Below are 24,147 nucleotides of genomic sequence, written 5' to 3'. Positions count from 1 at the left end.
TCAGTTCTGGTAGTCGATGGTGCGCACGCCTTCGGGCGTACCCATCAGCGTGACGTCTGCGCCGCGCTGCGCGAAGAGCCCGACGGTCACCACGCCCGGGATCTGGTTGACCTGGGTCTCGAACGCCACCGGGTCAAGGATCTGCAGGCCGTGGACGTCGAGAATGGCACAACCGTTGTCGGTCACGTACGGGCTGCCGTCGGCACGCACGCGCGCCTGCGGCTTGCCGCCGAGTGCTGCCAAGGCACGGGCAACGCTCGCCTGCGCCATCGGAATGACTTCGACCGGCAACGGGAAGACGCCGAGCACGGCGACTTCCTTGGACGCGTCGACGACGCAAACGAATTGCTTCGCCACCGAGGCGACGATCTTCTCGCGCGTGAGCGCTCCGCCGCCGCCCTTGATCATGTGGCCGAGCGCGTTGATCTCGTCGGCGCCGTCAACGTAGACGGGCAGGCTGTCGATCTGGTTGAGGTCGAACACTTCAATGCCATGCTTGCGCAGACGCTCGGTGCTGGCCTCGGAACTGGAGACGGCACCGCGGTAGCGGCCCTTGTGCGCGGCGAGCGCATCGATGAAGCAGTTGGCGGTGGACCCGGTGCCCACCCCGATCACGCTGCCCTCGGGCACGTGCTGGTTCACGTAGTCGGCGGCTGCCTGGCCGACCAAGCGCTTGAGTTCGTCCTGGGTCATGGGGATTTCCGGCAAAGTTTGGTAAAGTCGGAAGTTTACCGGAGTCAGGCGGGCCGCGCCGTTTTTCATCGCCCGGGCGCATCCCGGACTTCATGTCACGCAGTGCATTTCTCGCAAGGCCGCTCTCATGAATCAGCTCGACCAGCTCAAACGCCACACGATCGTCGTCGCCGACACCGGTGACTTCCAGGCCATGGACGCCTACAAGCCCCAGGACGCCACGACCAACCCGTCGCTGATTCTCGGTGCCGTCCAGAAAGACGCCTACCGCCCGATGCTCACGCGCATCGTCAGTGAACACCGCGCGGAATCCGCCGCCGAGATTATCGATCGCCTGCTGATTGCCTTCGGGCGTGAGATTCTCGGCATCGTGCCGGGCCGCGTATCGACGGAAGTGGATGCCCGCCTGTCGTTCGATACCGCCGGCACCGTGGCCCGCGCGCGCAAGCTGATCGCGATGTATGAGGCACAGGGCATCGAACGCGACCGCGTGCTCATCAAGATCGCGTCGACCTGGGAAGGGATCCGTGCAGCCGAGATTCTTGAGCGCGACGGGATTCGCTGCAACATGACGCTGCTGTTCTCGCTGGTACAAGCGGCAGCCTGCGCCGAGGCGGGCGCCCGGCTGATTTCGCCGTTCGTCGGCCGGATCTACGATTGGTACAAGAAATCGGCAGGCGCGAACTGGGTAGAGGCGGACAACGCCGGGGAAAACGATCCGGGTGTGCGCTCGGTGGCCGCCATCTATCGCTACTACAAGCACTTCGGCCATGAGACGGAAGTCATGGGTGCCAGCTTCCGCTCGACCGGGCAGATTCTGGCGCTGGCAGGCTGCGATCTGCTGACGATCAGCCCTGCCCTGCTCGAACAACTCCGTACGACCGAGGGCGAAGTCCGTCGCCAGTTGGACGCAAAGGATGCCCGCGCCGCGAGCATCGACCGCGTGAAAACGGACGAGCCGTCGTTCCGTTTCGCGCTCAACGACGATGCGATGGCCACGGAAAAACTCGCGGAAGGCATCCGCGCGTTTGCCGGCGATGCGATCAAGCTCGAAGCGCTGATCGACGCGGCGCGCTGAACCAACGCGGCGGCGGTGCCCGGTGACCTTGCGCCGTGCATCGCCGGCTGGACGTTGCACGGCCGACGTTACGCCCGAACTTCACTGCGTGGCCTTCACCTCCTGAACTTCACGTCCCGGACTTCGCGCCCGAGACGTATCGCTCATGACTTCGCGCCCTTGGCCGCGACGGTGCGCTGGCGTACCGCTTCATACAGGCAGACGGCACTCGCCACCGAGACGTTCAGGCTTTCGCAGCCACCGGCCATCGGAATGCGCATCAGTTCGTCGCAGTGCTCGCGCACCAGACGACGCATGCCCTCGCCTTCGGCGCCCATGACAATCGCCATCGGCCCGGTAAGCTTGGTGCCGTAGATGTCGGCGGGCGCATCGTCGGAGGTGCCGACCACCCAGATGCCGCGCTCCTGCAATTCGCGCAGGGTCCGCGAGAGATTCGTGACCATGATGTATGGGACGGTTTCCGCTGCACCGCTGGCGACCTTGGCGGCGGTCGCATTCAGACCGACAGCGCGGTCTTTCGGTGCGATCACGGCATGCGCCCCGGCTCCATCGGCGACACGCAGGCACGCGCCGAGGTTATGCGGATCGGTTACGCCGTCGAGCACTAGCAAGAGCGGCGGGCCGGAGATACCGTCAAGCAGTTCGTCGAGGTTCAGCGCCAGCGACACTTCCTGGGCACGGGCGACCACGCCTTGATGGCGCGACGATCCGGCCATGCCGTCCAGGCGCTTGCCGTCGGCCTGAATGACTTTGATCTTCACGCCGGGGGCACCCTTGAGCGACTCCACATGCTTCAGGAAGTCGGTCATGCGGCGATCGCGCCGGCTCGGATCGTAGTAGATCTCTTCGACGCTGCCCGCATCGTGGCGCAGGCGCGCGGTCACCGCGTGAAAGCCGAACAGCAGTTTCAATTGACTCATTTCACATCCTCAAAATAGCGTGTGCCGGCACGGCCGTGCGCAACTGTCGCCGTACAAAACACGACGGCGGCGGAGCCCGCATGGGCCACCGCCGCCGCAATCCATCGCGGACACCCGTCGCCGGTCACGGCCGGCACAAGGCGCCCATCTTACTGCAAACCCTCCGTCGCACTGTGCGAATCAACGACGCGGCTTCTTCGCCGGACCGCCCGGACGCTTCACCGGCGCCTTGCCGCCTCCCCCCGATTTGGCGGGCGACGTGGCCCCTCGCTCGGCCCGCGCAACATTCACTTTTGCGGATTTCGGCTTGGCGGGATGCTTGCCCGCCGGGGCCAGTTGCACGCCGTTGAGCAGCGCACCGCCCTTGGGCATCTGGCGGATGCTGGGCCTGGCGGCGACCGACCCCGCCGAACCGGCCAATCCGGGCGCACCGGCAGCCGGCACGGGCACCGGTGCCCCACCACGCTCGGCGCGACCCGACGTTTTCGCCAGCGCACGGGCGTTGACTTCGCGCACGAGACGGAAATCGATCTTGCGCGCGTCCAGATCCACGCGACTCACTTGTACGCGGACGCGGTCGGTCAGTCGATAGCGGATGCCGGTGCGCTCGCCGCGCAATTCGTGGCGGACTTCGTCGAACTGGAAGTAATCGCTGCCCAGTTCCGTGACGTGGACGAGCCCTTCGATAAAGAGGTCGTCAAGCTGCACGAAGATGCCGAACGAGGTGACAGCACTGACCGTGCCACCGTATTCCTCGCCAAGCTTGTCGCGCATGAAGTAGCACTTGAGCCAGGCTTCGACGTCGCGCGACGCTTCGTCGGCACGACGTTCATTGGCCGAGCAATGCAGGCCGAGTTCGTCCCAGATCGCGTCGCGCTTCTTCGCGCCTGCGGTCTTCCTGGCTTTCCCGGCGGCCGAGTCGTCGTCCTTCTGGAGCTTGCGCGCGTGCGGCGACAGACCCGTCGTCAGTTCGACACCTGCCGGGATTTCGGGCTCGTACTTCTTGCCGGCCAGGATCGCCTTGATGGCGCGGTGCGTCAGCAGGTCCGGATAGCGACGAATCGGGCTGGTGAAGTGCGTATAAGCGGGATACGCCAGACCAAAGTGGCCGATGTTGTCCGGGCTGTAGACGGCCTGCTGCATCGAGCGCAGCAGCATCGTCTGGAGCATGGGCGCGTCGGGGCGGGACTCGATCTGCGTCATCAGTTCCGCGTAATCGGACGTGGCAGGTTCGTCGCCACCGCCGAGCGAAAGCCCGAGGGTCTTGAGGAACGTGCGCAGCACCTGGAGTCGTTCGCCCGACGGCCCGGCGTGAATGCGATACAGGCCCGCCTGCTTGTGACGCTTGAGGAGATCGGCGGCACACACGTTGGCCGTGAGCATGCACTCCTCGATGAGACGGTGGGCGTCATTACGCGTGCGGGGCAGGATCTGCTCGATCTTGCCTTGCGCGTTACAGACGATATACGTCTCGGTCGAATCGAATTCGATGGCCCCGCGCGACTTGCGCGCTTTCGCAAGCACTTTGTAAAGCGCGTACAGGTTCTGCAGATGCGGCAGCAGCGCGGCGCGGCGTTGGGCTTCGGGGCCTTTGGTGTTACCCAGGACGGCGGCCACTTCGGTGTAGGTCAGGCGTGCGGCCGAGTGGATCACGGCCGGGTAGAACTGATAGGCCTTGACTTCACCGTTCGGCGCAACGAGGGCGTCGCACACGAGGACACAGCGGTCTACGTCGGGGTTAAGCGAACACAGGCCGTTCGAGAGCTTTTCCGGCAGCATCGGAATGACGCGTCGCGGGAAGTAGACCGATGTGCTGCGCGTCAGTGCGTCCGCGTCGAGGTGGCCCCCCGAGTCGACATAGTGCGAGACGTCCGCGATGGCGACGATCAGGCGGAAGCCATCGCTGCGCCCGACCTTGGCCGGCTCGCAGTAGACGGCATCATCGAAGTCGCGGGCGTCTTCCCCGTCGATGGTGACGAGCGGCACGTCGCGCAGATCGATGCGGTGGCGCAGATCGGGGGCGCGCACCTCGTCGGGCAGCGCACCAGCCGCGGCGAGCGCTTCGGGCGAGAACTGGTGCGGCACTCCGTACTTGCGCACGGCGATTTCGATTTCCATGCCGGGGTCGTCGATTTCGCCGAGCACTTCCGAGACGCGACCGATGGGCTGGCTATAGCGACTGGGGTAATCGGTGAGCTCGACGGAGACGACCTGTCCGACCTTGGCCTTGCCCTGCGCGCGCGGCGGGATGAGGATGTCGTGACCGATGCGCTTGTCTTCCGGCGCGACGACCATCACGCCGTTTTCGTTGAGCAGGCGACCGATGACGTGCGTGTTGGCACGGCTCACCACCTCGACGATATGCCCTTCCGGACGGCCGCGGCGATCGTAGCCGGCGACGCGCAGGAGGACGCGATCGTTGTGCATGACCTTCTTCATCTCCTCGCTGGGAAGGAAGAGGTCGTCGCCGCCTTCGTCGCGCACGGCGAAGCCGTAGCCGTCGCGGTGACCGATGACACGGCCGGCGATGAAGTTCGAGGGGTGGGTCAGTTGATAGTAGCCGCGGCGATCGAGGCGAATCTGGTCATCGCGCTCCATCGCGGCGAGGCGCTTGAAAAAGCCTTCGCGCTCCTGCTTCTTGATGGCCAGGGCTTCGGCGATGTCGTTGGCGGACAGCGCGGCATCGGCAGTGCGCAGGACACCGAGGATTTCTTCGCGGCTCGGAATCGGATAGGGATATTTGCTCAAAAGTCGGTAGCGTTACTGTGCCGGTTGAGTCCGGCCGAGTGGCGCACCATGCGCCCGACGGTCCGTGGTGCTGTGCGTTGCGCGAAAACGCGGGGTCGCACAGTCAGGGACAATCATACGGCAAACCTCGCGAAAACTGCCACCTATGCGGAATTTGAGCGCAGGCTTGCAGGCCGGCGAGAAAAAAGAAAATTTTTCGCGCCCAAGTGTTGACAGTGCCGCACGGCGTACGCATAATCTCACTTCTTCGCGGCAAGCAAGCAGTTGGCAAGCCGACGAGGCCCAGATGGCGGAATTGGTAGACGCACTAGTTTCAGGTACTAGCGGGTAACACCGTGGAGGTTCGAGTCCTCTTCTGGGCACCAAAAAATTCAAAAAAGCCGATGATCGAAAGATCATCGGCTTTTTTCTTGCGCCCTCGCCCATCGACGCCCGTCCGCCCCCGGCCGCCAATGTCCAGGGCATGCCGTCGCACTGCCAACCTTTGACGCCGACCCACCTGAGACTGAGTCGAATGCCAATTTCGGCCCGAGCGATTCGCCAGGTGTGTCGCGAGCATGTCACGTCACGCATGACGTCTCCCCAGAATCCGCACGAAATCGGTAGAATTTGCCTCACAAAAAATTGAATATTGCTCAACGGCCGCCTGACGCATCAGGGACGTAGGGCGTATGCGATTTCGTTGACTTGATACTCGTTGGGAATGACATGCCTGCCTTCACTCGCGGTGAGCTTGCCGATTTGAACGTCTTCGTCACGATCTGCCGCCGGCAGAGTTTTCGGGAGGCCGCCGCTGAACTGGGGGTCACGACCTCGGCCCTGAGCCACGCGATGCGCAATCTCGAAGCGCGCCTGGGCGTGAAGCTACTCAACCGCACGAGTCGGTCCGTGTCGCCGACGGCAGCGGGCGCGGCGCTGGCGACCGAGCTGGAGCAGGGCCTTGAGCAGATTGCATCGGCCATCGGTGCACTGGACCGTTACCGGGCATCGCCGGCCGGGCGTTTGCGACTGAATGTGCCGCGCGACGCGGCGCGGTTACTGCTGGATCCGATTCTGCCGCGATTCGTGGCATCGTATCCAGACATCGAACTGGATATCACGGTAGACGACCGGATGCTCGACATCGTGGCGGAAGGCTTTGACGCCGGGATGCGTTATGGCGACACAGTGCCGGGCGACATGATCGCAACGCCGCTCACCCCCGCGCTCAAGTGGATCGTGGTCGGTTCGCCCGCGTATTTCGTGCGGCACGGCCGGCCCAAGACGCCGCAGGATCTGATGTCGCACAATTGCATCCGGATGCGCCTGGGCGACAACACGCTCTATAAGTGGGAGTTGGGCAACGGGCCGACGGCGATCGAGCTTGATGTGCCGGGCGCGTTGAGTATCAACGAGAGCGACGGCGTGATCGCAGCGGCGACAGGCGGCTTGGGATTGGCCTATGTGCTGGAGCGCAATGTATCGCAGGCACTGTCCAACGGTACGTTGGAGGCCGTGCTGACGGACTGGGCGGTCGACGGGCCGCCGTTGTCGATGTACTACCCCAGTCGGCGTCAAACGCTTCCGGGGTTGCGCCATTTGATCGATATGATTCGGTCGGAGCACATGGGCCGCGCCGCGTAATTGCGCGTTGCGGCCGTCTTGACAGGCCCGCGATACCGTTTTTTGATTTTTTGCCGCGAACCTGTTGACAGCATGTTAGCCCCTCGGCATAATCTCACTTCTTCGCGGCGAGCAAGCAGTTGGCAAGCCGACGAGGCCCAGATGGCGGAATTGGTAGACGCACTAGTTTCAGGTACTAGCGGGTAACACCGTGGAGGTTCGAGTCCTCTTCTGGGCACCAAAAAATTCAAAAAGCCGATGATCGAAAGATCATCGGCTTTTTTCATGCATGCACGGAGAACGCATCATCGAGCTAGATCGTTTACTGCAATCACAGGGCTTCGGGAGTCGCAAGATGTGCCGCAAGCTCATCGCCACCGGGGCGTTTGCCATCGACGGCGTGGTGCACGACAATCCGCGCGAGTCGCTGGACCCGCAAGGGTTGCAATTCACGCTCGACGGCGAACCGTGGGAATACCGCGAACACGTCTACGTGTTGCTCAACAAGCCGGAAGGGTACGAGTGCTCCACGAGTCCGACGCATCACGAAGGCGTACATTCGCTACTGCCCTTGCCGCTGGCCGTACGTGGGGTGCAACCGGCCGGGCGCCTCGATCAGGACACGACCGGCATGCTGCTGCTCTCCGACGACGGCCCGTTCCTGCATGCCATGATGTCCCCACGTCGCCACGTGCCCAAACGGTACGTGGCCACGACCAAGCATCCGGTCACCGACGACATGTTGCAGGCATTGCGCGACGGCGTATTGCTGCGCGACGAGACCGAACCGCTCGCCGCAACGGACGTCACACTGGCATCCCCTCACGAGATCGCCATGACGATCACGCAAGGCAAATACCACCAGGTCAAACGGATGGTCGCCGCGGCAGGCAATCGCGTGGAGGGACTGGTCAGAATCGCCATCGGCGGTCTGCCGATGGGCAATCTCGCGCTGGGCGAATGGCGCTATCTGGCGCCGGACGAACTGCTGTCGTTGCCGTACGAAGCGCCTGCCTCCAGCAAATAAGCGTCGTGCGTTGACGTTGACATTGACGCTGACGACAACAATACCGGCAAGCCAACCCTCGCGGGCCGGACGTGTCAGTTCTGCCTTCCTTCGAGCAGGAATTGCGCCCCCTTGTCCTGGCCAAGCGTCTTGACCAGATACGGCAGGGTCGTCTTGAGGGTGTCTTGCAACATGTACGGCGGATTCACGATGAACATGCCGCTGCCATGCAGACCCAGGCCGCCCGGCACCGGATTGCACACGGTCAGCGCCGCATGCACCCAGTTCTTGATCGGCTGCCCGTTGATCGTGAGCCGCTTCATGCGCTCCGGCAACTGCGCAGCCTCGCGACGCTGCACCAGCGGATACCACACGGCATACATCCCCGTCGGAAAACGATCGAGACCTTCCTGCACGGTCTGCGTTGCGCGGGTGTAATCGCGCTTGTCTTCGTATGACGGATCGATCAGCGTGAAAGCGCGGCGCGATGCCGGCGGCAAAATCGTCTTGAGACCGGCAAAACCGTCGGCGCCGAAGATCATCGTGCGACGCGCCACCTCCCGCCCCTGCGCCTCGAAGTTTTCGCGCAGCACTTCCTGTTCGGTCGGGTGCATCTCGAACAAGCGCAGCCGATCGCGATCCCCAAGCAGTTGCAGGGCGAAGTACGGCGAGCCCGGGTAGTAGCGCAGCTTGCCATCCGGATTGAATTCGCGCACCAGCGTGACGTAGTCCGCGAGCGCCGGCGGCAGATCGTCGCGCGCCCAGAGGCGGCCGATACCGGTCTCGAACTCGCCCGTCTTGTCGGCCCATTTGCTGTCGAGCGCGTAACCGCCTGCGCCTGCATGCGTATCGATATACCAGAACGCCACGTCCTTCTGGCGCATGTAATCGATGCATTCAACGGCGATGAAGTGTTTCAGCACGTCGGCGTGGTTGCCGGCGTGAAAGGCGTGGCGGTAGCTGAACATTAGGCAGATCCTGATTCGTCAGGCGCGATTGTAGCCGACGACGCGCCACCACGGCGTTTCGGCGCTTGCGCGATGCCGCATTTGCGCTCCGCCGAGGCATTCGCCCTCACGGCCGCTCCCCCCTTCACCGCCTTGTGACGCGGACACGCGACGAGATGGTCGTTCACCAGGCCCGCCGCCTGCATGAACGAATAGCAGATCGTCGAGCCCACGAAGGTAAATCCCGCCTTCTTCAGCGCCTTGCTCATGGCGTCCGAGACGGCGGTACTCGCCGGCACCTCGTCAAGCGACGTCCAGCGGTTTTGCAGCGACTCACCGCCGACGAACTGCCAGACGAAGTCGCTAAAGCGCGTACCTGCGGACTCCATCGCCAGATAGGCCCTCGCCCCCTTGATCACGCCGGCGATCTTGAGACGGTTGCGCACGATCCCGGCATCCGCCAGCAGGCGAGCCTCGTCCTGCGGCCCGAATGCCGCGATGCGCACCGGATCGAAATGCTCGAACGCCAGACGGTAGTGATCGCGCTTTTTGAGGATGGTAGACCAGGAGAGTCCCGCCTGCGCCCCTTCGAGCATCAGCAGCTCGAACAACGCGCGCGAATCGCGCAGCGGTACCCCCCACTCTTCGTCGTGATACCGACGATACTGCTCGAAGCCATCGCTCCACGGACATCGTTCCATTGGTCTCTCGATAGTGGCGCCCACTCGCAAATGCCGCGGACGTGTGCTGACGAATGGGGCAAGTGTGCCAGCAATTGCACGCGAAGCGAACCTGCCAGCCCATACCCCACACGACTTTGCGTCACCTGGCCATACCGAGGCAGAATTTTCCGGGCCAAAGGACGGACAACTCCCAGCAGACATCGGACAGAGAGCGGGCTGCCGGGCATGGCGAGGCGGGCATCGCGTCACCTGCACCGCCCGCCTCGCGCACCGCTCGCGGCGCAGGTCACGCCGCGCCAGACCATCGACTGGCCGTCAATGCCCCGGAAGACCCGATCGCCCGCGTCGCTCGAGCGCCTCTCGGCAGCGAGCGACAGGAACGCGCTCAGTCGAGCCAGCGCGTATCGTATGCGCGGACTTCCTGCGTTTGCTCGCCCAGGCCATCGATACCCAGATGCATGACGTCGCCCGGCTTGAGGAACACCGGCGGCTTCTGCCCCAGGCCGACGCCCGGCGGCGTGCCGGTTGTCACCAGATCGCCCGGCTTGAGCGTGGCGAACTGGCTCATGTAATGCACGAGATACGCCACGCTGAAGATCATCTTCGACGTGTGGCCCGTCTGGCGGCGCACACCGTTCACGTCGAGCCACAAGCCCAGTTGTTGCGGATCGCCAATCTCGTCGGTTGTCACCAGCCACGGGCCGACCGGACCGAACGTGTCGAAGCCCTTGCCCTTGTCCCACGTGCCACCGCGCTCGATCTGGTACTCGCGCTCGGAGACGTCGTTCACGAGGCAATACCCCGCCACGTAGTCGAGGGCGTCTTCGATCGGCACATAGCGGGCCGTCTTGCCGATCACGAAGCCCAGTTCGACCTCCCAATCGCCCTTGACGGCGTTCTTGGGCAGCACCACCGGGTCATTCGGGCCGTTCAGGCAGTTCTCCCACTTGGTAAACAGCACCGGCTCGGATGGCGCATCCAAACCAGCTTCGGCCGCATGGTCGCTGTAGTTCAGCCCAACGGCCAGGAACTTGCCCAGCCCCGTGAATGGCACGCCCAGACGCCCCGGCGATTTCACCACCGGCAACGTCGCCGGATCCAGCGCGCGCAATGCCACGAGTCCCTGCGGGCTCAGTGTCTGCGGCGTAATGTCGACCAGCACTCCCGAGAGATCACGCACATTGCCGTCGGCGTCGAGCAGGCCCGGCTTTTCCTGGCCCTTCGGGCCGAAACGCAGCAGTTTCAAAGCAATGTCTCCTCGCGAAATTGAGCGTGACAGTACGCGCGTCGCCCCCAGGGCGTCAATAGCGGCGCGAAATATGCACGACGTGTCGTTCAACCCACGGCACTTCTCGGCACGTTCGCACTCGGCAACCAAGGCATGGTCACTGAGGATCATGTGTTCATGTGCGTCTCGACAGACTGACGATTCACGGCGTGAGACCTCAACACCTTGCTGTTGTCGGGGTGTCACTTTTCTGCGACCATGACCCGCCGGCCCGACGTTCTCATCGAGGCAACGTTCCAGCCGTCGCGGCATCTGTCGTACTTCGCGCCTGACCCGTTCCCCGAATCCTGGAGTCTCCGACGATGTCCTCCTCAAAGACCGCCAATCTGGGGCACTGGACCACGTACACGCCAATCGTGGCCCTCGGCGTGCTCGGCATCGCCGGCTTCCTGCCCTATGGCACCGCGCTCGCGGTATGTGCAGCAGCGCTGGCCGGCGCCGTGTTCTCCGCCGTGCACCATGCCGAAACAGTCGCCCACAAGGTCGGCGAGCCGTTCGGCACGCTCGTGCTGGCCGTGGCCGTCACGATCATCGAAGTGGCCCTGATCGTGTCGGTGATGCTCTCGGGCGGACCCGACAAGGCCGGACTCGCGCGCGATACAGTGTTCGCGGCCATTATGATCGTCTCGACAGGGATCGTCGGCCTGTGCCTGCTCTTTGGTGGAGTACGCCATCACACGCAGGGCTTCCATGTCGAAGGCGCGAGTGCCGCGCTCGCGGTGCTGTGCGCGTTGTCGGTACTCACGCTGGTGCTGCCGAACTACACCAGCTCGGTACTGGGCCCCGGACTGACGGCGTCGCAACTGGCCTTCGAAGGCATGATCTCGCTCGTGCTGTACATGGTGTTCGTGTTCGTGCAGACGGTGAGCCATCGCGATTACTTCCTGGCCAAAGCGCCGAGCGAAGAAGTGCACGTGGCACCGCCGTCGCGTCGCACGGCCGTGTTGAGTCTGGGGTTGTTGGTGGTGGCGTTGCTGGCGGTGGTCGGCCTGGCGAAGAAGCTGTCGCCGGCTGTCGAACAGGCCGTTGCCGAGGCCGGTGCGCCGAAGGCGGTGGTCGGGATCGTGATTGCCGCGCTGGTATTGCTGCCGGAAGGACTGGCGGCCCTGCGTGCCGCGCGAGCGAACAAACTGCAGACGAGCCTGAACCTGGCGCTCGGCTCGGCGCTGGCGAGTATCGGGCTGACGATTCCGACCGTCGCGGCGGTCTCGCTCATGCTAGATCAGCCCATTGAACTGGGTCTCGCACCGAAGGAAACGGTCCTGCTCGCCGTAACGCTGCTGGTCGGCGTGATCACGCTCGGCACCGGACGCACCACCGTGCTGCAAGGCGCCGTCCATCTGGTGCTGTTCGCCGCGTTCCTGTTCCTGGCGGTCGTCCCCTGACCTGCGGGCCGCCCAGCGCGCTAGCGCAAAGCGTTCATCTGGCGTGATCGTTTGACGCGTTCGTCCGACGTTTTCGTTGGCTCCGTTCGTCAATCGCGTTTGTTCGACGCGCGGGTTGCCGCGGCGGACGCGGACGTGGCGTCGTCGCGTCAGCCGCGCACTCGGCGCGCTCAGGCCTTGTCGGCGCCCTGTTTTTTCGCGTCGTTGTCGGTCGTGCCGGCGGCGGCGACGTCAGTCGCTTCGTCCGTTGGGGTGCCGAGCAACGCCCCGAGCAGCTTGCTGCCGACTGCATTGCGCTTGTTTTGCGCGCCGACTTGCTTGCCGCCTTGCGGGCCGCGACGCACGCTGGCGTCGATCTTCAGGCCCTTGCGCTTTTGAATCTCAAATTTCGTCTGTGTCATGATGCGGTCCGTGATGGGCTTGCCCCTCAGGCAGGCCGGGTGAATTCCAGTCGTTCAGAGATCGATGCCGAGGCTACCGTCGGCGGCCAGCGCCTTGGCCAGCGCGTGCGCGGCTTCGAGCGCGTCGTTGGCCCAGCGATAGGCCTCAGGCGTGGTGTGGGTTAGCGGCGGGTCCAGCGTTTCGATGACGTCGTCCACGTCGCGCCAGCCGGTGAAATGCACCACGCCGTGGAATTGCCCGTCCGGCGCGGGCGACGTCTCCGCCCAATAGTAAAAGTCCTCCGCCAGCAGGCAACCTTCGAAACCCATGTCGATCCCGTGAAAAGGCGGCATCGTAGCACGTCGCATGCCGAGCGGCATACCGGCGCAACGCAGTAGAATACTGCGACATAGCAACCCACGACTCTAGTTACCGACATCACGATGTTTACCGGAATTGTTCAAGGCACGGCCACACTGTCGTCCATCGAAGATCGCGACGGCATGCGCACCCTCGATCTCGCGTTTCCCGAGGGCTTCTGCGAAGACCTGGCGCTCGGGGCCAGCGTCTCGGTCGACGGCGTTTGCCTGACGGTCACGCAGTTGCTTTCGCCCACCAGCGCGTCGTTCGACGTCATTCTCCAGAGCCTGAACGTCACGACACTCGGCGGCTTCGGCCCGGGCGCACAGGTCAATGTCGAGCGCGCAGCCAAGGATGGCGCCGAAATTGGTGGCCATCCCCTCTCGGGCCACATCGACTTCTCAACTGACATCCTCAGCGTGCGCACGTCGGACACCAACCGCGTGTTGCGTATCGCAATTCCCGAAGCGTTCCGCAAGTATGTCTTCGCGAAGGGATACATCGCGATCAACGGCGCGAGCCTGACGGTCTCGGAAGTCAATCGCCACGAAGGCTGGTTCGAAGTGTGGCTGATTCCCGAGACACGCCGCATGACGACGTTCGAGGACAAGCTCGCCGGCACGCGGGTCAACATCGAGATCGAGCGGAGTACGCAGGTGGTGGTCGACACGGTGCGCGAAGCCGTGCAGGAAAGTCTCGGCCGTCTGCAACCGGTGCTGGAGGCGCTGCTCAAGGAAAAGGGCCTCTCGCTTGACGATTTCGTGTCGGTGCCGCAGTTGCCCGCAGGCACGGCCAACGATAAACCGGCGTCCAAGGCCTGAGCCTGCCGTACTCCACGCTAGATGGGTAGCTAGCAAACCCACGTGCTGGCAATCTGCTCAAACACACCGCGCCCACCCATGCAACACAGCGACAATGTGTGGATTGTCGCTGTGTTCGCTGGCCGCACGCGATAAGGAAATTTGCAGAATGCTTCAGTCGCCAACAGGTGCTGGCGCACTCATCACCTCTGATCGGCGACTAGCCCGGTCTCGCTTGAATCCCCAGAAGTAGGTAACGGCAAGGCAAGGTACCAGTGACGTAATCGAGTAGGCGACCCCTGCCAATTGATTGCCGGTCAGCGCTACCAGCGACAAACTGATCAGCGGCAGGAATCCCCCAAACAGGATGTTGCCCAGTTGCTGCGCGAGTCCGAATCCGGTCGTCCGGCTCTGAGGCGGAAAGCACTCGGCAATAAATGCGGGTAGCGGCGCCATGATCATGGCGGTCAGCACGGCGAGTACCGTGATGAGTGCCGCAACCACGCCCCAGGCCCCGTTGAGCACGCCTGTGCGGATCCCCGCAAAGGCCGGATACGCGCAGGCCATCCATACCAAGATGCCGATGAACATGACGCGAGCTCGCCCGATTCGATCGGATAAGCGGCCGAACACCGGGAACATCGGCGTCGCGATCACGATGCCGACCGCCACGCAAAGACTGGCGTGAGTCGGCTCGACCTTGAGCACGTTCTGCAGAAAGTACAGCATATAGACAACCGACGTGTACAGCGATACCGAGGTGCCTCCCTGGGCACCGAAGATCGCGACCAGAATGGCTTTCCATGAGGTTTTGCTCGTCACCGTGTCGGACAGGGGCGCTTTCGACAAACGCCCGCTTGCCTGCATCTCCACGAACACCGGCGTCTCCTTCATGCCCAGCCGAATCATCGTTGCAATTGCGACGATCGGCGCGGAGACCAGGAACGGCACGCGCCAGCCCCAGGCGGCGAATGCGTGGGCGTCGAGCGTCAGTCGCAATGCCGACACGATCGCCAGGGCGAGCAACAGCCCGACCCCGGCCGTGCTCTGCAACACGCTCGTGAACATGCCGCGCTTGTCCTGCGGTGCGTATTCGACCACATAGACGACAGCCGAGCCATACTCCCCACCGAGCGCAATGCCTTGCGTAATGCGCAGCACCAGCAACGCGACGGGCGCCGCAACGCCGACAGCGCCATAAGTCGGCAAACAACCGATGCCGACCGTCGCGATGCCCATCAACGCCAGTGTGATGACAAAGGTCTTCTTGCGCCCGATCCGATCCGCCATGGGGCTAAAGATAATCGTGCCGATTGGCCTGGCCAGATAGGCGATGCCAAACGTCGCGACGCCCACGAGCGCAGCGACGGTTCTATCCGCCGATGGCAGAAACAATTGCGTTAGCGTTCCCGTCAGCGCGACATACACGAAGAAGTCGTAGTACTCGAGCATCGTTCCCAGGCTCGAGGTTGCGATGATTTTCAACATTTGCCGTGGCGCCGCCGGCTGGCGATGATGCGTATTCATGACTGTCTCCTTCCACTGATTTTTATTTGCGTTACATAGAGCGCGTCGTCTGCCGACGCTTTACTTTAGAAACTGGCGAACCGCGGCCTTATGCTCTTCGCCGCAAAGGAGAATGGCCTGCATCGAGGCTGCCATCTCCAACGCCGCCGGCAACGACGCCTCCGCCGATTGGCGGACCAATTGCTTGGCCATGCGCAGGGCATGTGACGGGCTGCTGGCGATTTTTCCAGCCAGTCGTTCCGCCGCCGCGTCCAGTGCGTCGTCGGCCACGACATGCGAGACGATGCCGGCATCGAGGGCTCGGCGCGCATCGATGAACTCGCTGGTCAGCGTCAACTCCATCGCCTTGGCCACGCCGACGATCCGGGCGAGGAACCAGGCGCCGCCGATGCCGGAGACCAGGCCGAGCCGCAGAAAGCTTTCCGCGAAGCGGGCGTTTTCCGCGGCAATGCGCAAATCGCACATCAATGCGACATCGAATCCCGCGCCCACCGCGGCACCATTGACCGCGGCAATGGACGGCACCGGCAGCGCATGCAACGCGCGGGTAATGCGATGCAGGCTCCCTGCGAGGCGCTCCCTGACCGCCTCGACCGAGCCTTGCATCAGGTCGGCGCCAGCCTCCATATCCTTCACATTGCCGCCCGTGCAGAAATGCCTGCCCGAGGACCTCAGCAGAACGCAGTGCACGTTCGAAAGCCCGCTGGCCCGCTCCAGGGCCGCGGCCAGCGCTTCGGTCATCGCCACATCGAGCGCGTTACCGGTTTTCGGTTCATTCAGCGTGATTGTCATCACGCCGTCGGCGACACAGGTCAAAACTAATCCTTCGCCTTGCGCCTCGCCGGTCGTCATGTCATCCTGCCTGGAGTTCATTGCGTAACCATTCATACAGATACTCACTTATTGAGAAATTCCGGCGCTCGCTTCTGCAGGAACGCCGCCATGCCTTCCTTCTGGTCGTGCAACGCGAAGCCAGAATGAAAAAGCCGTCGCTCGAATAACAGTCCGTCGCCCAGGGACGACTCAAAGGATCGGCCCACCGCTTCCTTGATCGCCATCAGAACCGGCAGGGAGTGTCTTGCGATCGAGCCGGCGATGTCGAGCGCCTCGGCAACCAGCCGCTCGCAGGCGACGACCCCGGAGACGAGGCCGGAGGCCAAGGCCTGCTGTGCCGAAATCGACACGCCGGTCAGGCACATCTGCATCGCCAGCGACTTGCCCACGGCGCGCGGCAGACGTTGCGTTCCGCCCGCGCCGGGCACAATGCCCAGCTTGACTTCCGGCTGACCGAACGTGGCGTCGTCCGCGCAGATCACGATGTCGCACATCATTGCCAGTTCACATCCGCCGCCAAGCGCATACCCCTGAACCGCGGCAACCAGCGGTTTGCGATGCGCACGGATGCAATCCCAGTTCCGGCCGACGTAGTCCGATTGAAAAGCATCGGCGTAATTCAGCACCGACATCGCCGCAATGTCAGCGCCGGCTGCAAATGCCTTGTCCGAGCCGGTGATGACAGTGGCATGCACGGCGTCGTCGGCATCGATCCGCCCGAGGGCATCTCCTAACGCATCAACCAGGTCATCCGTTAGCGGGTTCAAAGGGTTGTCCGATGCCAGCCTGAGCAACGCGACATTTCGATGATTCTCGGTAATTAGGGGAACGCGCTTCACACCCACCTCCTATAAAGAGGCCGCCGCTTCTTGCGCAGCGGCGGTCCGGATCACGCCCCGGCCAAGCAACTCGGCGATCTCTTCATTGGCGACGCCGTATTCCTGGAGGACTTCGATCGAGTGCTGCCCGACGAGCGGCGCGGCGACGTCCGTCGTACGCAGATCGTCACTTTTGCCGAGCACAAAGCCCGGCAGCCGCACCTTGCCGGCAATTGGATGATCGACGCTCGAATCGATTCCGCTTTCGCGATACTCGCGGGAATTCACCACCTCGCTGTACGTCGAAACCGGAGCACACAGAATGTCGCGAGCAGCCAACAGGTCGATCCATTCGGACGTGGTTCGGGTCACGAAGCATTCGTCCAGCGCGCGGCGCAGGGCAGCCCGATTGCGCACGCGATCCGTGTTGGTGACAAAGCGCGGGTCCGATTCGAGATGCGGCAGGTCGAGCACCTCGCAAAGCGACGTCCATCGATGCGGATGATAGGCGGCAATCATCAGCCAGCCGTCGCGAGTTTGAAACGCCTCGTTCGGAGAGGCGTAAGGCGCCGCGCTGCCGACCTTTTCGGGGTCGGTGTTGGAGGCGAGAAACGACGTGAAGCCGACCTGCTGCAGCGTAACGGCCGCCGTAAACAAGCTAATGTCCAGATGTTGGCCCGCGCCACTGCATCGGACCTGGTGCAGTGCCGCGAGCACGGCAATGGTGGCCATATAGCCGCCCACCATGTCCGCGACCGGCACCGGAACCTTCAACGGCGCCGAACCAGGCTCACCGAGCGTGCTCATCAACCCGCTGGCGGCCTGGATAATGCCGTCGACGGCCGGACGACTGCGTGCAGCACCGGTTTGTCCGAACGCAGAGATCGAGCAATAGACCAGCTTGCCGTGAGTTGCTTCAAGCGACGCATAATCCAGACCCCACGTCGCCATGACGCCGGGCCGGAAGTTCTCGACAATCACGTCGGCCTGCCGGACCATCTCCCTTATCGTTCTCTGGCCAGCCTCGGTTTTCAGATCGATCGCCAGACTGCGCTTATTGCGATTGACACTGAGATTGGCGACGCTCTCGCCGTTGATCCATGGTGGGCCGATCTTGCGCCCCAGCTCACCGAACGGCGGCTCGATCTTGACCACGTCCGCACCGAGATCGGCAAGCATCATGGAGCAAACCGGCCCGGCCAGCACGTGCGAAAAATCCAGCACGCGTATGCCTCGAAGACTGTCTCTTATCATTTTTTCCTATCCAGTTCCGCGCTGCAAATGACATTCGTGTCACTGATTTGCAGCCATTGAGAACAGGATAGAGAGCGCACGTAGCGCGGACAAACGACTTTATTGATCGTACCTTTTGACTTTTTGTAAAGCGATGTGCCGCATCGCAAGCGCTAGCTTTGCACCACCGTGGCAAGCCATTCGCGAAACGCGCGCAAGGCTGCTGTCTGCCGCTTGCCCGAGGGCCATGCGAAATAGTAGGTGTATGCGCCGCGATCGAGTGTCGGTCCAAACGGGATGACCAGCGTGCCGTCGGCCAAATCCTTCTCGACCAGCGCCTTCTGTGCGATCGCCACGCCGTGCCCCTCGATCGCCGCCTGGTATGCCAGCAGCGATGTCTCATAGCGCATGCCGCGCAGTGCGTTGATTCTCGACACGCCCGCGGCGGCCAGCCACAGCCCCCAGTCGTCGGCGCGAGCGAGCGAATGCAGCAGCGTTTGACTTTCGAGCTGTCTCGGCCTTTTCAAGGTGAGCATGGGCGCAGCCACCGGCACCAGTTCGTTGGGAATCAGGCGCTGCGTGTTCATGCCGGGCCAGTCACCATCGCCCAGTTGAATGCCCGCGTCAATGTCTTCCAGCGCGAAGTTCAGCGGCGCCGACGACGTGGTCAATTGCACATCGATGTTTTGATTTAGCCGGTGAAAGCTGGCCAGCCGCGGAATCAGCCAGCGCACCGCGAACGTGGCCGGCGAGCGGATGCGCAGCACATTGTTGCTCTGGCTGCCAGACACGATCGCCTCCGTCGCTTCGCGCAGCGTGGCGAAAAGCGGCATCAACTCCGACAGATAACGAGCGCCCACCGCGGTCAACACGAGACCGCCGCGCACCCGCTCGAACAGCGGCGCCTTCAGAAAATCCTCAAGCGCCCTGACCTGCCGGCTCACCGCCGCCGGGGTGACGGCCAGTTCGTCGGCCGCCTTCGAAATGCTGAGCAGACGCCCGGTCGCCTCGAAGGCGCGCGTGGGATTGAGTGGCGGAAGCGAGTCGCGGCGGGCCATGTTCGAGGGTTGTCCAGAGAGTATGGGTTAGTGCGACGATACAAAAATCGACGGTGCGCCTTCGTCGGGCAGCGCAAAATTGCGCTTCATGCGCGCGATTTCCTGTAATGGGCTGCCACCGAACAGCCGCTTGAACTCGCGACTGAATTGAGACGGACTTTCATAACCGACCTGGCTACTCGCCGCCGCCGCGGTCGTGCCGAGCCGCGCCATCAGGAGCCGCGCCTGATGCAAGCGCGTGGACTTGATGTACTGCAGGGGCGAGGTGTCGGTCACCGCCTTGAAGTGCACATGGAAAGTCGGCACGCTCATGCGCGCTTCGGCGGCGAGTTCCTCCACCGTCAACGGTTCCGCAAAATTTGTATGAATCTTGCGGATCGCGCGGGAAATGCGGCCGAAATTGCCTTGGCGACTCAAAGCGGCGCGCATCGAGCCGCCCTGCTCGCCCAAGAAAACCCGGAAATAGATTTCCCGCACCAGCGCCGGCCCGAGGATCTGAGCCTCAAGAGGATTCAACATGGCCTGCAAAAAGCGCAAGACGCTCTGCCCCAGCTGTATATCGAGCGTGGTGGTTGCCATGCCGCGAGGTGGCATCGGCGTCATCGCTTCGTGCTCCTCGAGCTGTAGCAGCAAATCGGCGGCAATGCCGAAATCCAGCCGCAAATAGATCGCCAGTAACGGCTCGGCTTCGCTCGCGTCGGTCTCCATCGAAAACGGCAACGGCACTGAGACCACCAGATAACGCTGGGCATCGTAAAGATAGACCTGATCGCCCCAGAAGCCGCGCTTGCGCCCCTGGCACACGATCACGATGCCCGGCTCATAGAGCACTGGCGTTCTGGTCAACGACCGATTCGAACGCAGGAAGCGAATATCGGGCAGCGGCGAGAGGTTATAGCCCTCGTTGGGCGCGAGCTCGAGCAACAAATCGATCATCTGTTGGCGCAGGCGCTCTTGACGTTTGGATGCGGGGTCCATGGCAGCGGAAAGACAAACCGTAGCGGTCGACCGGTGCAGTTTCGCATGCAGCCGGCCAAAGCACCAGTCGCTCATAGGATCAGGCAAGAATCACAGATGAATGCGCGTTTGCTGCGTCGGCCCGCGCTCATAACATGACCGCAAGATTGTCGAGAACGCTCGTACAGCCATCGTGTCGTCGGTGGGCGCCCATCGCGCAGGCCGCGCGCTCACGACAATCGCCATCCCTACACGAACTCGAGGAAACGTCATGATCGAAGTAAGAAACCCTGCTGACGGCAGCATCGTCGGCCACGTCAAACACCACTCGGAGCAGGAAGTGCGCGAGGCGATCGATCGCACCTGCACCGCGTTCCATGCATGGTCGCGAACATTGGCCAGGCAGCGCAGCGACCTGCTGCGCAAGTGGTTCGAGCTGGTCAGGCAAGACAGGCAGGACTTCGGCGAGCTGATCTCGCGCGAGAACGGCAAGTGCCTGACCGAAGCGCTCGGCGAAATCGACTACGGCCTGGGCTTCATCGAATGGTATGCGGAAGAAGCCCGGCGCGTATATGGCGACACGATTCCATCGCACGCCGCCGATGCCGCCGTGCTGGTCACCAAGGATCCGATCGGCCCGGTAGCGTCGATCACGCCGTGGAACTTCCCGTTCATGATGATTGCGCGCAAGGTCGCCACCGCACTTGCGGCCGGTTGCACGATTATCATCAAGCCGGCCGAGGAAACGCCGCTGACCGCCTACAAGCTGCTTGAATACGCAAGACACGCCGGCATTCCCGAGGGCGTTTTTGAAATGGTGACCGGCGACCCCGCCACCATCGGCGGCCTGATGACCAGCGACCCGCGCATCCGGAAAATCTCGTTCACCGGGTCGACCCAAATCGGCCGGCTGCTCGCACGGCAAAGCGCGGATACGCTCAAAAAGCTGACGATGGAACTCGGCGGCAACGCGCCGTTCATCGTGTTCGACGATGCGGACATCGAACAGGCGCTGTCAGGACTGGTTGCCGCGAAACTACGCAACTCGGGACAGGTCTGCATCTCGCCGAACCGTATCTATGTGCAGGCCGGTATTCACGATCGCTTCGTACAGCGTTTGAAGGAAGCCGTCGAGCAAGTCCGCGTAGATCAGGGATTGCAGCCCGACTTCGTGGTGGGGCCGCTGATCAACCAGGCCGCGCTCGACAAGGTGTCGCGGCTCGTCGAACAGGCACAAAGCAGCGGCGCGAAAACGCTGCTCGGCGGGCGGCTACACAACAACGGCGGGCTCTTCTATGCGCCGACCATCCTCACCCACCTCTCCGACGACATGGAGATCTGCTCGACCGAAATCTTCGGCCCGGTATTCCCCATCTACACATTCGCCTCCGAGCAGGAAGTCATCGCGCGCGCAAACGCCACCGAATACGGTCTGGTCGCCTACGCATTCACGCGCGATCTCGGCCGGGCATTTCGCCTCTCGCGCGACATCGAAGCCGGCATGGTGATCCTGAACTCAGGCTCGGTGGGCACCGCTTCCGTGCCGTTTGGCGGGGTCAAGCAGTCGGGCTATGGTCGGGAGGGCAGCTATTACGGCATCGAAGAGTATGTGCATGTGAAGTACATGTTGATGGCTGGGTTGGGCGACGCGGCTCGATAGATTCGGTTGCGTGATTCCCCGGGGCCGGGCATCGACGAAACGTTGATTGCCCGGCCGCTCGGCACGCTGCGCATGATCGACATCGCCAGCGCGTTCGGGGCCCGTCGCCCCAACAGATGACGATACTAGAGGCAGCCTCGTTGCCCGTCCACATCCCATTAGAACAACGCACTCGGCCCCTACCTTGCTGCCGTCTTACTGCAGTCGTGCCCGCCGTCTCACCACGCCGCCAGTGGAACGAAATTGAGCCGCGGCCTCGATAAGCACGTTGGGTGAAGCACCCCGTGATTCGGCCACTCTGCACGCAAATTTAACTAACTGTTTGTGATCGTCAGTAGGCATTGCACCCAAAAAGCGGCGCAGGTACTCCTGCGTCTTGCCAAGTGTCGCATCGCCGAGTTCAACATCCGTAGCAATGCACGCCTGGATACGGTGGCGGAATTTCGCCTCGTTATCTGGCGATACTTCGGCCCGCACCCCTCGCAGGCATGCGCGTCCCCTACCTCTCACGGTAAACCAATCACCGAGATACCTGGATTTGTCCCCGTACTTCCGGACACCGCCTCACACTAAGGTTAATGAATCGGTCCTGCGTCGGAACTCGCGCGGCGAGCGATATTTCAACGCGCTGTGAGGATGTTTCTCGTTGTAGTGTTCGAATGCAATGGCCAAGTTGCGCGCAGCCGTTGTCGCGTCGGGCTTCGGCATGAAGGCGACATAGTCACGTTTCATCGTTTTCACGAAGCTTTCCGCCATGCCGTTGCTCTGCGGGCTGCACACCGGCGTCGTCAACGGCTTCAAGCCGATGGACGCCGCAAAGCTGCGGGTTTTGTCCGCCGTATAGCCCGAACCGTTATCCGTCAGCCATTCGATTTCGGCCGGAGCGCTCAGCGCGGTGCCAAAACGATTTTCGACGGCGGCGAGCATCACGTCGCGCACCACATCGCCACTGTGGCCGCCGGTCGTCGCTGCCCAGCTCATCGCTTCACAGTCGCAGCAATCTAGCGCGAACGTGACGCGCAGCGGCTCGCCATTATCACAACGAAACTCAAAGCCATCCGAGCACCAACGCTGGTTGCTCTTTGCTACCGCGACCTCGCCGTCGTGTCGTCGCTCAGGGCGTGGTGGCCGTGCTCGGCGCTGCAGCAGCAGGCCGTGAACGCACATCACCCGATACACCCGCTTGACGTTGACCGGAGCGGCACACCGGGCTTCCCGCTCGCTTCGCAACAGGCCCCATACGCGTCGGCAACCATAGCTCGGCAAGTCGGCAATGAACAAGCGGATTTCCTCGACCAGGCCCACGTCATCCGTTTCCCGGGCCGCGCGCCCATCCTGCCAGTCAGCAGGCCGTGCGAGCTTTTCCGCTATATTCGAGCGCGCTACACCGAGAACGTCGCAGACCCGCTTCACTGGTCGTCCCCCGGCAATGATGGCGAGCGCGCAATCCATTTTTTTGCTCGGCCATACTCCACGGCTTCGCGCAGGATTTCCACTTCCATCGTCTTCTTGCCCAGCATCCGTTGGAGCTCTTTGATTTGCTTGAGCGCGTCGCTGAGTTCCGAGGCCGGCACCACTTCCTCGCCGGCACTGACCGCCGACAAGCCGCCGTCCTGATGCAGCTTGCGCCAATGAAACAGCTGATTCGGATTCACGCCATGCTGACGCGCCACCATCGAGACTGTCTTGCCAGGCTCGAAACTCTCCCGCACCATCGCCAGATTTTCTTCCGCCGACCACCGCCGCCGGCGCTCCGGCCCCGTCAACACTTCCATCACTTCTTGCTTATTGTTAGTCAAAATCTATGGTCGCCCCCTTTTTTGCAAGGCTAGTTTTCGATGTTGCTTTTGGCTTGCTCAAATCTATTCGGCGTCTTGAAGAGGGTATCCCTCGCGCCACGATGAGAGTCGCGCCTGACGATCCAAAAAAACACATCGGCTTCGAGAGCCGTGGTGACTATCGGGTTGTTCGTTCAGGCCGGTATGCCGTTTACGTCATCGAATTTCCAGCGATCGCAAAACCAGATGGTTGACTTCGAAACTGACGGCTATCTCACACACCCGGCGCGTGACAGAATGTTGTCGCAAATACAGGGCGGTCTCAAGAGTCAAGTGCAACGTTGAGCTAACCCAGCGGTTTCCAATTCCTTGGCCATTGCTTCCTCGGGGG

The 24,147-nt window shown here is 62.7% G+C and carries 21 protein-coding genes and 2 tRNA genes; 8 read left to right on the top strand and 15 right to left on the bottom strand.

Annotated elements, in window-relative coordinates; translation table 11 throughout:
* Nucleotides 1-693, bottom strand: coding sequence for a ribose-5-phosphate isomerase RpiA (gene rpiA, locus PTE31013_RS16170; RefSeq protein WP_150613800.1), 693 nt, complete (start codon nt 691-693; stop codon nt 1-3).
* 127 nt (nt 694-820) lie between these two features.
* Between rpiA and tal the strand changes: the two genes are divergently transcribed.
* Entirely contained in the window at nt 821-1,771 is a 951-nt protein-coding gene (gene tal, locus PTE31013_RS16165) for a transaldolase (protein WP_150613799.1), read from the top strand.
* Between the two features lie 143 nt (nt 1,772-1,914).
* On the opposite strand, the gene rlmB is transcribed toward tal, so the two are convergent.
* A complete protein-coding gene (rlmB, locus tag PTE31013_RS16160; RefSeq protein WP_150613798.1) occupies nt 1,915-2,691 on the bottom strand; it encodes a 23S rRNA (guanosine(2251)-2'-O)-methyltransferase RlmB in 777 nt (258 codons plus the stop codon).
* Nucleotides 2,692-2,871: 180 nt separating this feature from the next.
* Nucleotides 2,872-5,439, bottom strand: coding sequence for a ribonuclease R (gene rnr, locus PTE31013_RS16155; RefSeq protein ID WP_150613797.1), 2,568 nt, complete (start codon nt 5,437-5,439; stop codon nt 2,872-2,874).
* Between the two features lie 280 nt (nt 5,440-5,719).
* On the opposite strand from rnr, the gene PTE31013_RS16150 reads away from it, so the two are divergent.
* The 4 genes from PTE31013_RS16150 (at nt 5,720) to PTE31013_RS16135 (ending at nt 8,068) form a co-directional block, all read left to right on the top strand.
* Nucleotides 5,720-5,804, top strand: a tRNA-Leu gene (locus PTE31013_RS16150).
* A gap of 343 nt (nt 5,805-6,147) precedes the next feature.
* On the top strand, nt 6,148-7,062 hold the full coding sequence (locus PTE31013_RS16145) for a LysR family transcriptional regulator (protein WP_150613796.1): 915 nt from the start codon (nt 6,148-6,150) through the stop codon (nt 7,060-7,062).
* 135 nt (nt 7,063-7,197) lie between these two features.
* Nucleotides 7,198-7,282 (top strand) — tRNA-Leu (locus tag PTE31013_RS16140).
* 66 nt (nt 7,283-7,348) lie between these two features.
* Complete coding sequence (locus PTE31013_RS16135) at nt 7,349-8,068, top strand: pseudouridine synthase (protein WP_150613968.1); 720 nt, start codon at nt 7,349-7,351, stop codon at nt 8,066-8,068.
* A 74-nt stretch (nt 8,069-8,142) separates the two neighbouring features.
* Here PTE31013_RS16135 and PTE31013_RS16130 read toward each other — a convergent pair whose 3' ends face one another.
* The 3 genes from PTE31013_RS16130 to PTE31013_RS16120 all read right to left on the bottom strand — a co-directional run bounded on the left by PTE31013_RS16130 (nt 8,143) and on the right by PTE31013_RS16120 (nt 10,923).
* The gene (locus tag PTE31013_RS16130) at nt 8,143-9,015 is read right to left on the bottom strand and encodes a 23S rRNA (adenine(2030)-N(6))-methyltransferase RlmJ (protein WP_150613795.1); all 873 of its coding nucleotides are present in this window, start codon (nt 9,013-9,015) and stop codon (nt 8,143-8,145) included.
* A complete protein-coding gene (locus PTE31013_RS16125) occupies nt 9,015-9,695 on the bottom strand; it encodes a DNA-3-methyladenine glycosylase I (protein WP_150613794.1) in 681 nt (226 codons plus the stop codon). Before PTE31013_RS16125 ends, PTE31013_RS16130 begins: the two co-directional genes overlap by 1 nt.
* Before the next feature lie 367 nt (nt 9,696-10,062).
* A complete protein-coding gene (locus PTE31013_RS16120) occupies nt 10,063-10,923 on the bottom strand; it encodes a fumarylacetoacetate hydrolase family protein (protein ID WP_150613793.1) in 861 nt (286 codons plus the stop codon).
* A gap of 344 nt (nt 10,924-11,267) precedes the next feature.
* On the opposite strand from PTE31013_RS16120, the gene PTE31013_RS16115 reads away from it, so the two are divergent.
* Nucleotides 11,268-12,350: a calcium:cation antiporter gene (locus tag PTE31013_RS16115; protein ID WP_150613792.1), complete on the top strand. Its 1,083-nt coding sequence runs from the start codon at nt 11,268-11,270 to the stop codon at nt 12,348-12,350.
* A 170-nt stretch (nt 12,351-12,520) separates the two neighbouring features.
* Here PTE31013_RS16115 and PTE31013_RS16110 read toward each other — a convergent pair whose 3' ends face one another.
* A complete protein-coding gene (locus PTE31013_RS16110; protein WP_150613791.1) occupies nt 12,521-12,751 on the bottom strand; it encodes a hypothetical protein in 231 nt (76 codons plus the stop codon).
* 54 nt (nt 12,752-12,805) lie between these two features.
* The gene (locus PTE31013_RS16105) at nt 12,806-13,060 is read right to left on the bottom strand and encodes a hypothetical protein (RefSeq protein ID WP_150613790.1); all 255 of its coding nucleotides are present in this window, start codon (nt 13,058-13,060) and stop codon (nt 12,806-12,808) included.
* 114 nt (nt 13,061-13,174) lie between these two features.
* Between PTE31013_RS16105 and PTE31013_RS16100 the strand changes: the two genes are divergently transcribed.
* A complete protein-coding gene (locus PTE31013_RS16100; RefSeq protein WP_150613789.1) occupies nt 13,175-13,912 on the top strand; it encodes a riboflavin synthase subunit alpha in 738 nt (245 codons plus the stop codon).
* Nucleotides 13,913-14,065: 153 nt separating this feature from the next.
* Here PTE31013_RS16100 and PTE31013_RS16095 read toward each other — a convergent pair whose 3' ends face one another.
* The 6 genes from PTE31013_RS16095 to PTE31013_RS16070 all read right to left on the bottom strand — a co-directional run bounded on the left by PTE31013_RS16095 (nt 14,066) and on the right by PTE31013_RS16070 (nt 20,339).
* Complete coding sequence (locus tag PTE31013_RS16095; protein WP_150613788.1) at nt 14,066-15,418, bottom strand: MFS transporter; 1,353 nt, start codon at nt 15,416-15,418, stop codon at nt 14,066-14,068.
* Nucleotides 15,419-15,478: 60 nt separating this feature from the next.
* Nucleotides 15,479-16,270, bottom strand: a complete 792-nt coding sequence (locus PTE31013_RS16090) for an enoyl-CoA hydratase-related protein (protein ID WP_150613787.1) — start codon at nt 16,268-16,270, stop codon at nt 15,479-15,481.
* A gap of 44 nt (nt 16,271-16,314) precedes the next feature.
* Nucleotides 16,315-17,091, bottom strand: coding sequence for an enoyl-CoA hydratase-related protein (locus PTE31013_RS16085; RefSeq protein WP_150613786.1), 777 nt, complete (start codon nt 17,089-17,091; stop codon nt 16,315-16,317).
* 9 nt (nt 17,092-17,100) lie between these two features.
* Complete coding sequence (locus tag PTE31013_RS16080; protein ID WP_150613785.1) at nt 17,101-18,324, bottom strand: CaiB/BaiF CoA transferase family protein; 1,224 nt, start codon at nt 18,322-18,324, stop codon at nt 17,101-17,103.
* A gap of 152 nt (nt 18,325-18,476) precedes the next feature.
* Nucleotides 18,477-19,361 (bottom strand): LysR substrate-binding domain-containing protein, encoded by an 885-nt coding sequence (locus PTE31013_RS16075; protein WP_150613784.1) that lies wholly within the window; start codon nt 19,359-19,361, stop codon nt 18,477-18,479.
* 27 nt (nt 19,362-19,388) lie between these two features.
* Nucleotides 19,389-20,339: an AraC family transcriptional regulator gene (locus tag PTE31013_RS16070; RefSeq protein WP_150613967.1), complete on the bottom strand. Its 951-nt coding sequence runs from the start codon at nt 20,337-20,339 to the stop codon at nt 19,389-19,391.
* Between the two features lie 250 nt (nt 20,340-20,589).
* On the opposite strand from PTE31013_RS16070, the gene PTE31013_RS16065 reads away from it, so the two are divergent.
* Nucleotides 20,590-21,978 carry an NAD-dependent succinate-semialdehyde dehydrogenase gene (locus PTE31013_RS16065; RefSeq protein WP_150613783.1) on the top strand — a complete coding sequence of 463 codons (1,389 nt, stop codon included), beginning with the start codon at nt 20,590-20,592 and terminating at the stop codon, nt 21,976-21,978.
* A 564-nt stretch (nt 21,979-22,542) separates the two neighbouring features.
* Here PTE31013_RS16065 and PTE31013_RS16060 read toward each other — a convergent pair.
* Nucleotides 22,543-23,753, bottom strand: a protein-coding gene (locus PTE31013_RS16060) for an IS3 family transposase (protein ID WP_150613782.1) whose coding sequence is annotated in 2 segments (ribosomal slippage) — nt 22,543-23,438 and nt 23,438-23,753 — 1,212 coding nt in all. Because the reading frame shifts where the segments join, the coding sequence is not laid out codon by codon here.
* Nucleotides 23,754-24,147 lie beyond the last annotated feature (394 nt).

It is taken from the genome of Pandoraea terrigena (assembly GCF_902459705.1).
GTDB lineage: Bacteria > Pseudomonadota > Gammaproteobacteria > Burkholderiales > Burkholderiaceae > Pandoraea > Pandoraea terrigena.
This window is presented reverse-complemented; position numbering and strand designations above follow the sequence as displayed.

Excerpts from the sequence above, each read along its gene's own strand:
- PTE31013_RS16095 (WP_150613788.1), bottom strand. The coding sequence starts at position 15,418 with ATGAATACGCATCATCGCCAGCCGGCGGCGCCACGGCAAATGTTGAAA.
- PTE31013_RS16125 (WP_150613794.1), bottom strand. The coding sequence starts at position 9,695 with ATGGAACGATGTCCGTGGAGCGATGGCTTCGAGCAGTATCGTCGGTAT.
- PTE31013_RS16065 (WP_150613783.1), top strand. The coding sequence starts at position 20,590 with ATGATCGAAGTAAGAAACCCTGCTGACGGCAGCATCGTCGGCCACGTC.
- PTE31013_RS16080 (WP_150613785.1), bottom strand. The coding sequence starts at position 18,324 with ATGATAAGAGACAGTCTTCGAGGCATACGCGTGCTGGATTTTTCGCAC.
- PTE31013_RS16100 (WP_150613789.1), top strand. The coding sequence starts at position 13,175 with ATGTTTACCGGAATTGTTCAAGGCACGGCCACACTGTCGTCCATCGAA.
- PTE31013_RS16130 (WP_150613795.1), bottom strand. The coding sequence starts at position 9,015 with ATGTTCAGCTACCGCCACGCCTTTCACGCCGGCAACCACGCCGACGTG.
- PTE31013_RS16110 (WP_150613791.1), bottom strand. The coding sequence starts at position 12,751 with ATGACACAGACGAAATTTGAGATTCAAAAGCGCAAGGGCCTGAAGATC.
- tal (WP_150613799.1), top strand. The coding sequence starts at position 821 with ATGAATCAGCTCGACCAGCTCAAACGCCACACGATCGTCGTCGCCGAC.
- PTE31013_RS16115 (WP_150613792.1), top strand. The coding sequence starts at position 11,268 with ATGTCCTCCTCAAAGACCGCCAATCTGGGGCACTGGACCACGTACACG.
- PTE31013_RS16070 (WP_150613967.1), bottom strand. The coding sequence starts at position 20,339 with ATGGACCCCGCATCCAAACGTCAAGAGCGCCTGCGCCAACAGATGATC.
- PTE31013_RS16145 (WP_150613796.1), top strand. The coding sequence starts at position 6,148 with ATGCCTGCCTTCACTCGCGGTGAGCTTGCCGATTTGAACGTCTTCGTC.
- rpiA (WP_150613800.1), bottom strand. The coding sequence starts at position 693 with ATGACCCAGGACGAACTCAAGCGCTTGGTCGGCCAGGCAGCCGCCGAC.
- PTE31013_RS16105 (WP_150613790.1), bottom strand. The coding sequence starts at position 13,060 with ATGGGTTTCGAAGGTTGCCTGCTGGCGGAGGACTTTTACTATTGGGCG.
- PTE31013_RS16090 (WP_150613787.1), bottom strand. The coding sequence starts at position 16,270 with ATGACGACCGGCGAGGCGCAAGGCGAAGGATTAGTTTTGACCTGTGTC.
- rlmB (WP_150613798.1), bottom strand. The coding sequence starts at position 2,691 with ATGAGTCAATTGAAACTGCTGTTCGGCTTTCACGCGGTGACCGCGCGC.
- PTE31013_RS16075 (WP_150613784.1), bottom strand. The coding sequence starts at position 19,361 with ATGGCCCGCCGCGACTCGCTTCCGCCACTCAATCCCACGCGCGCCTTC.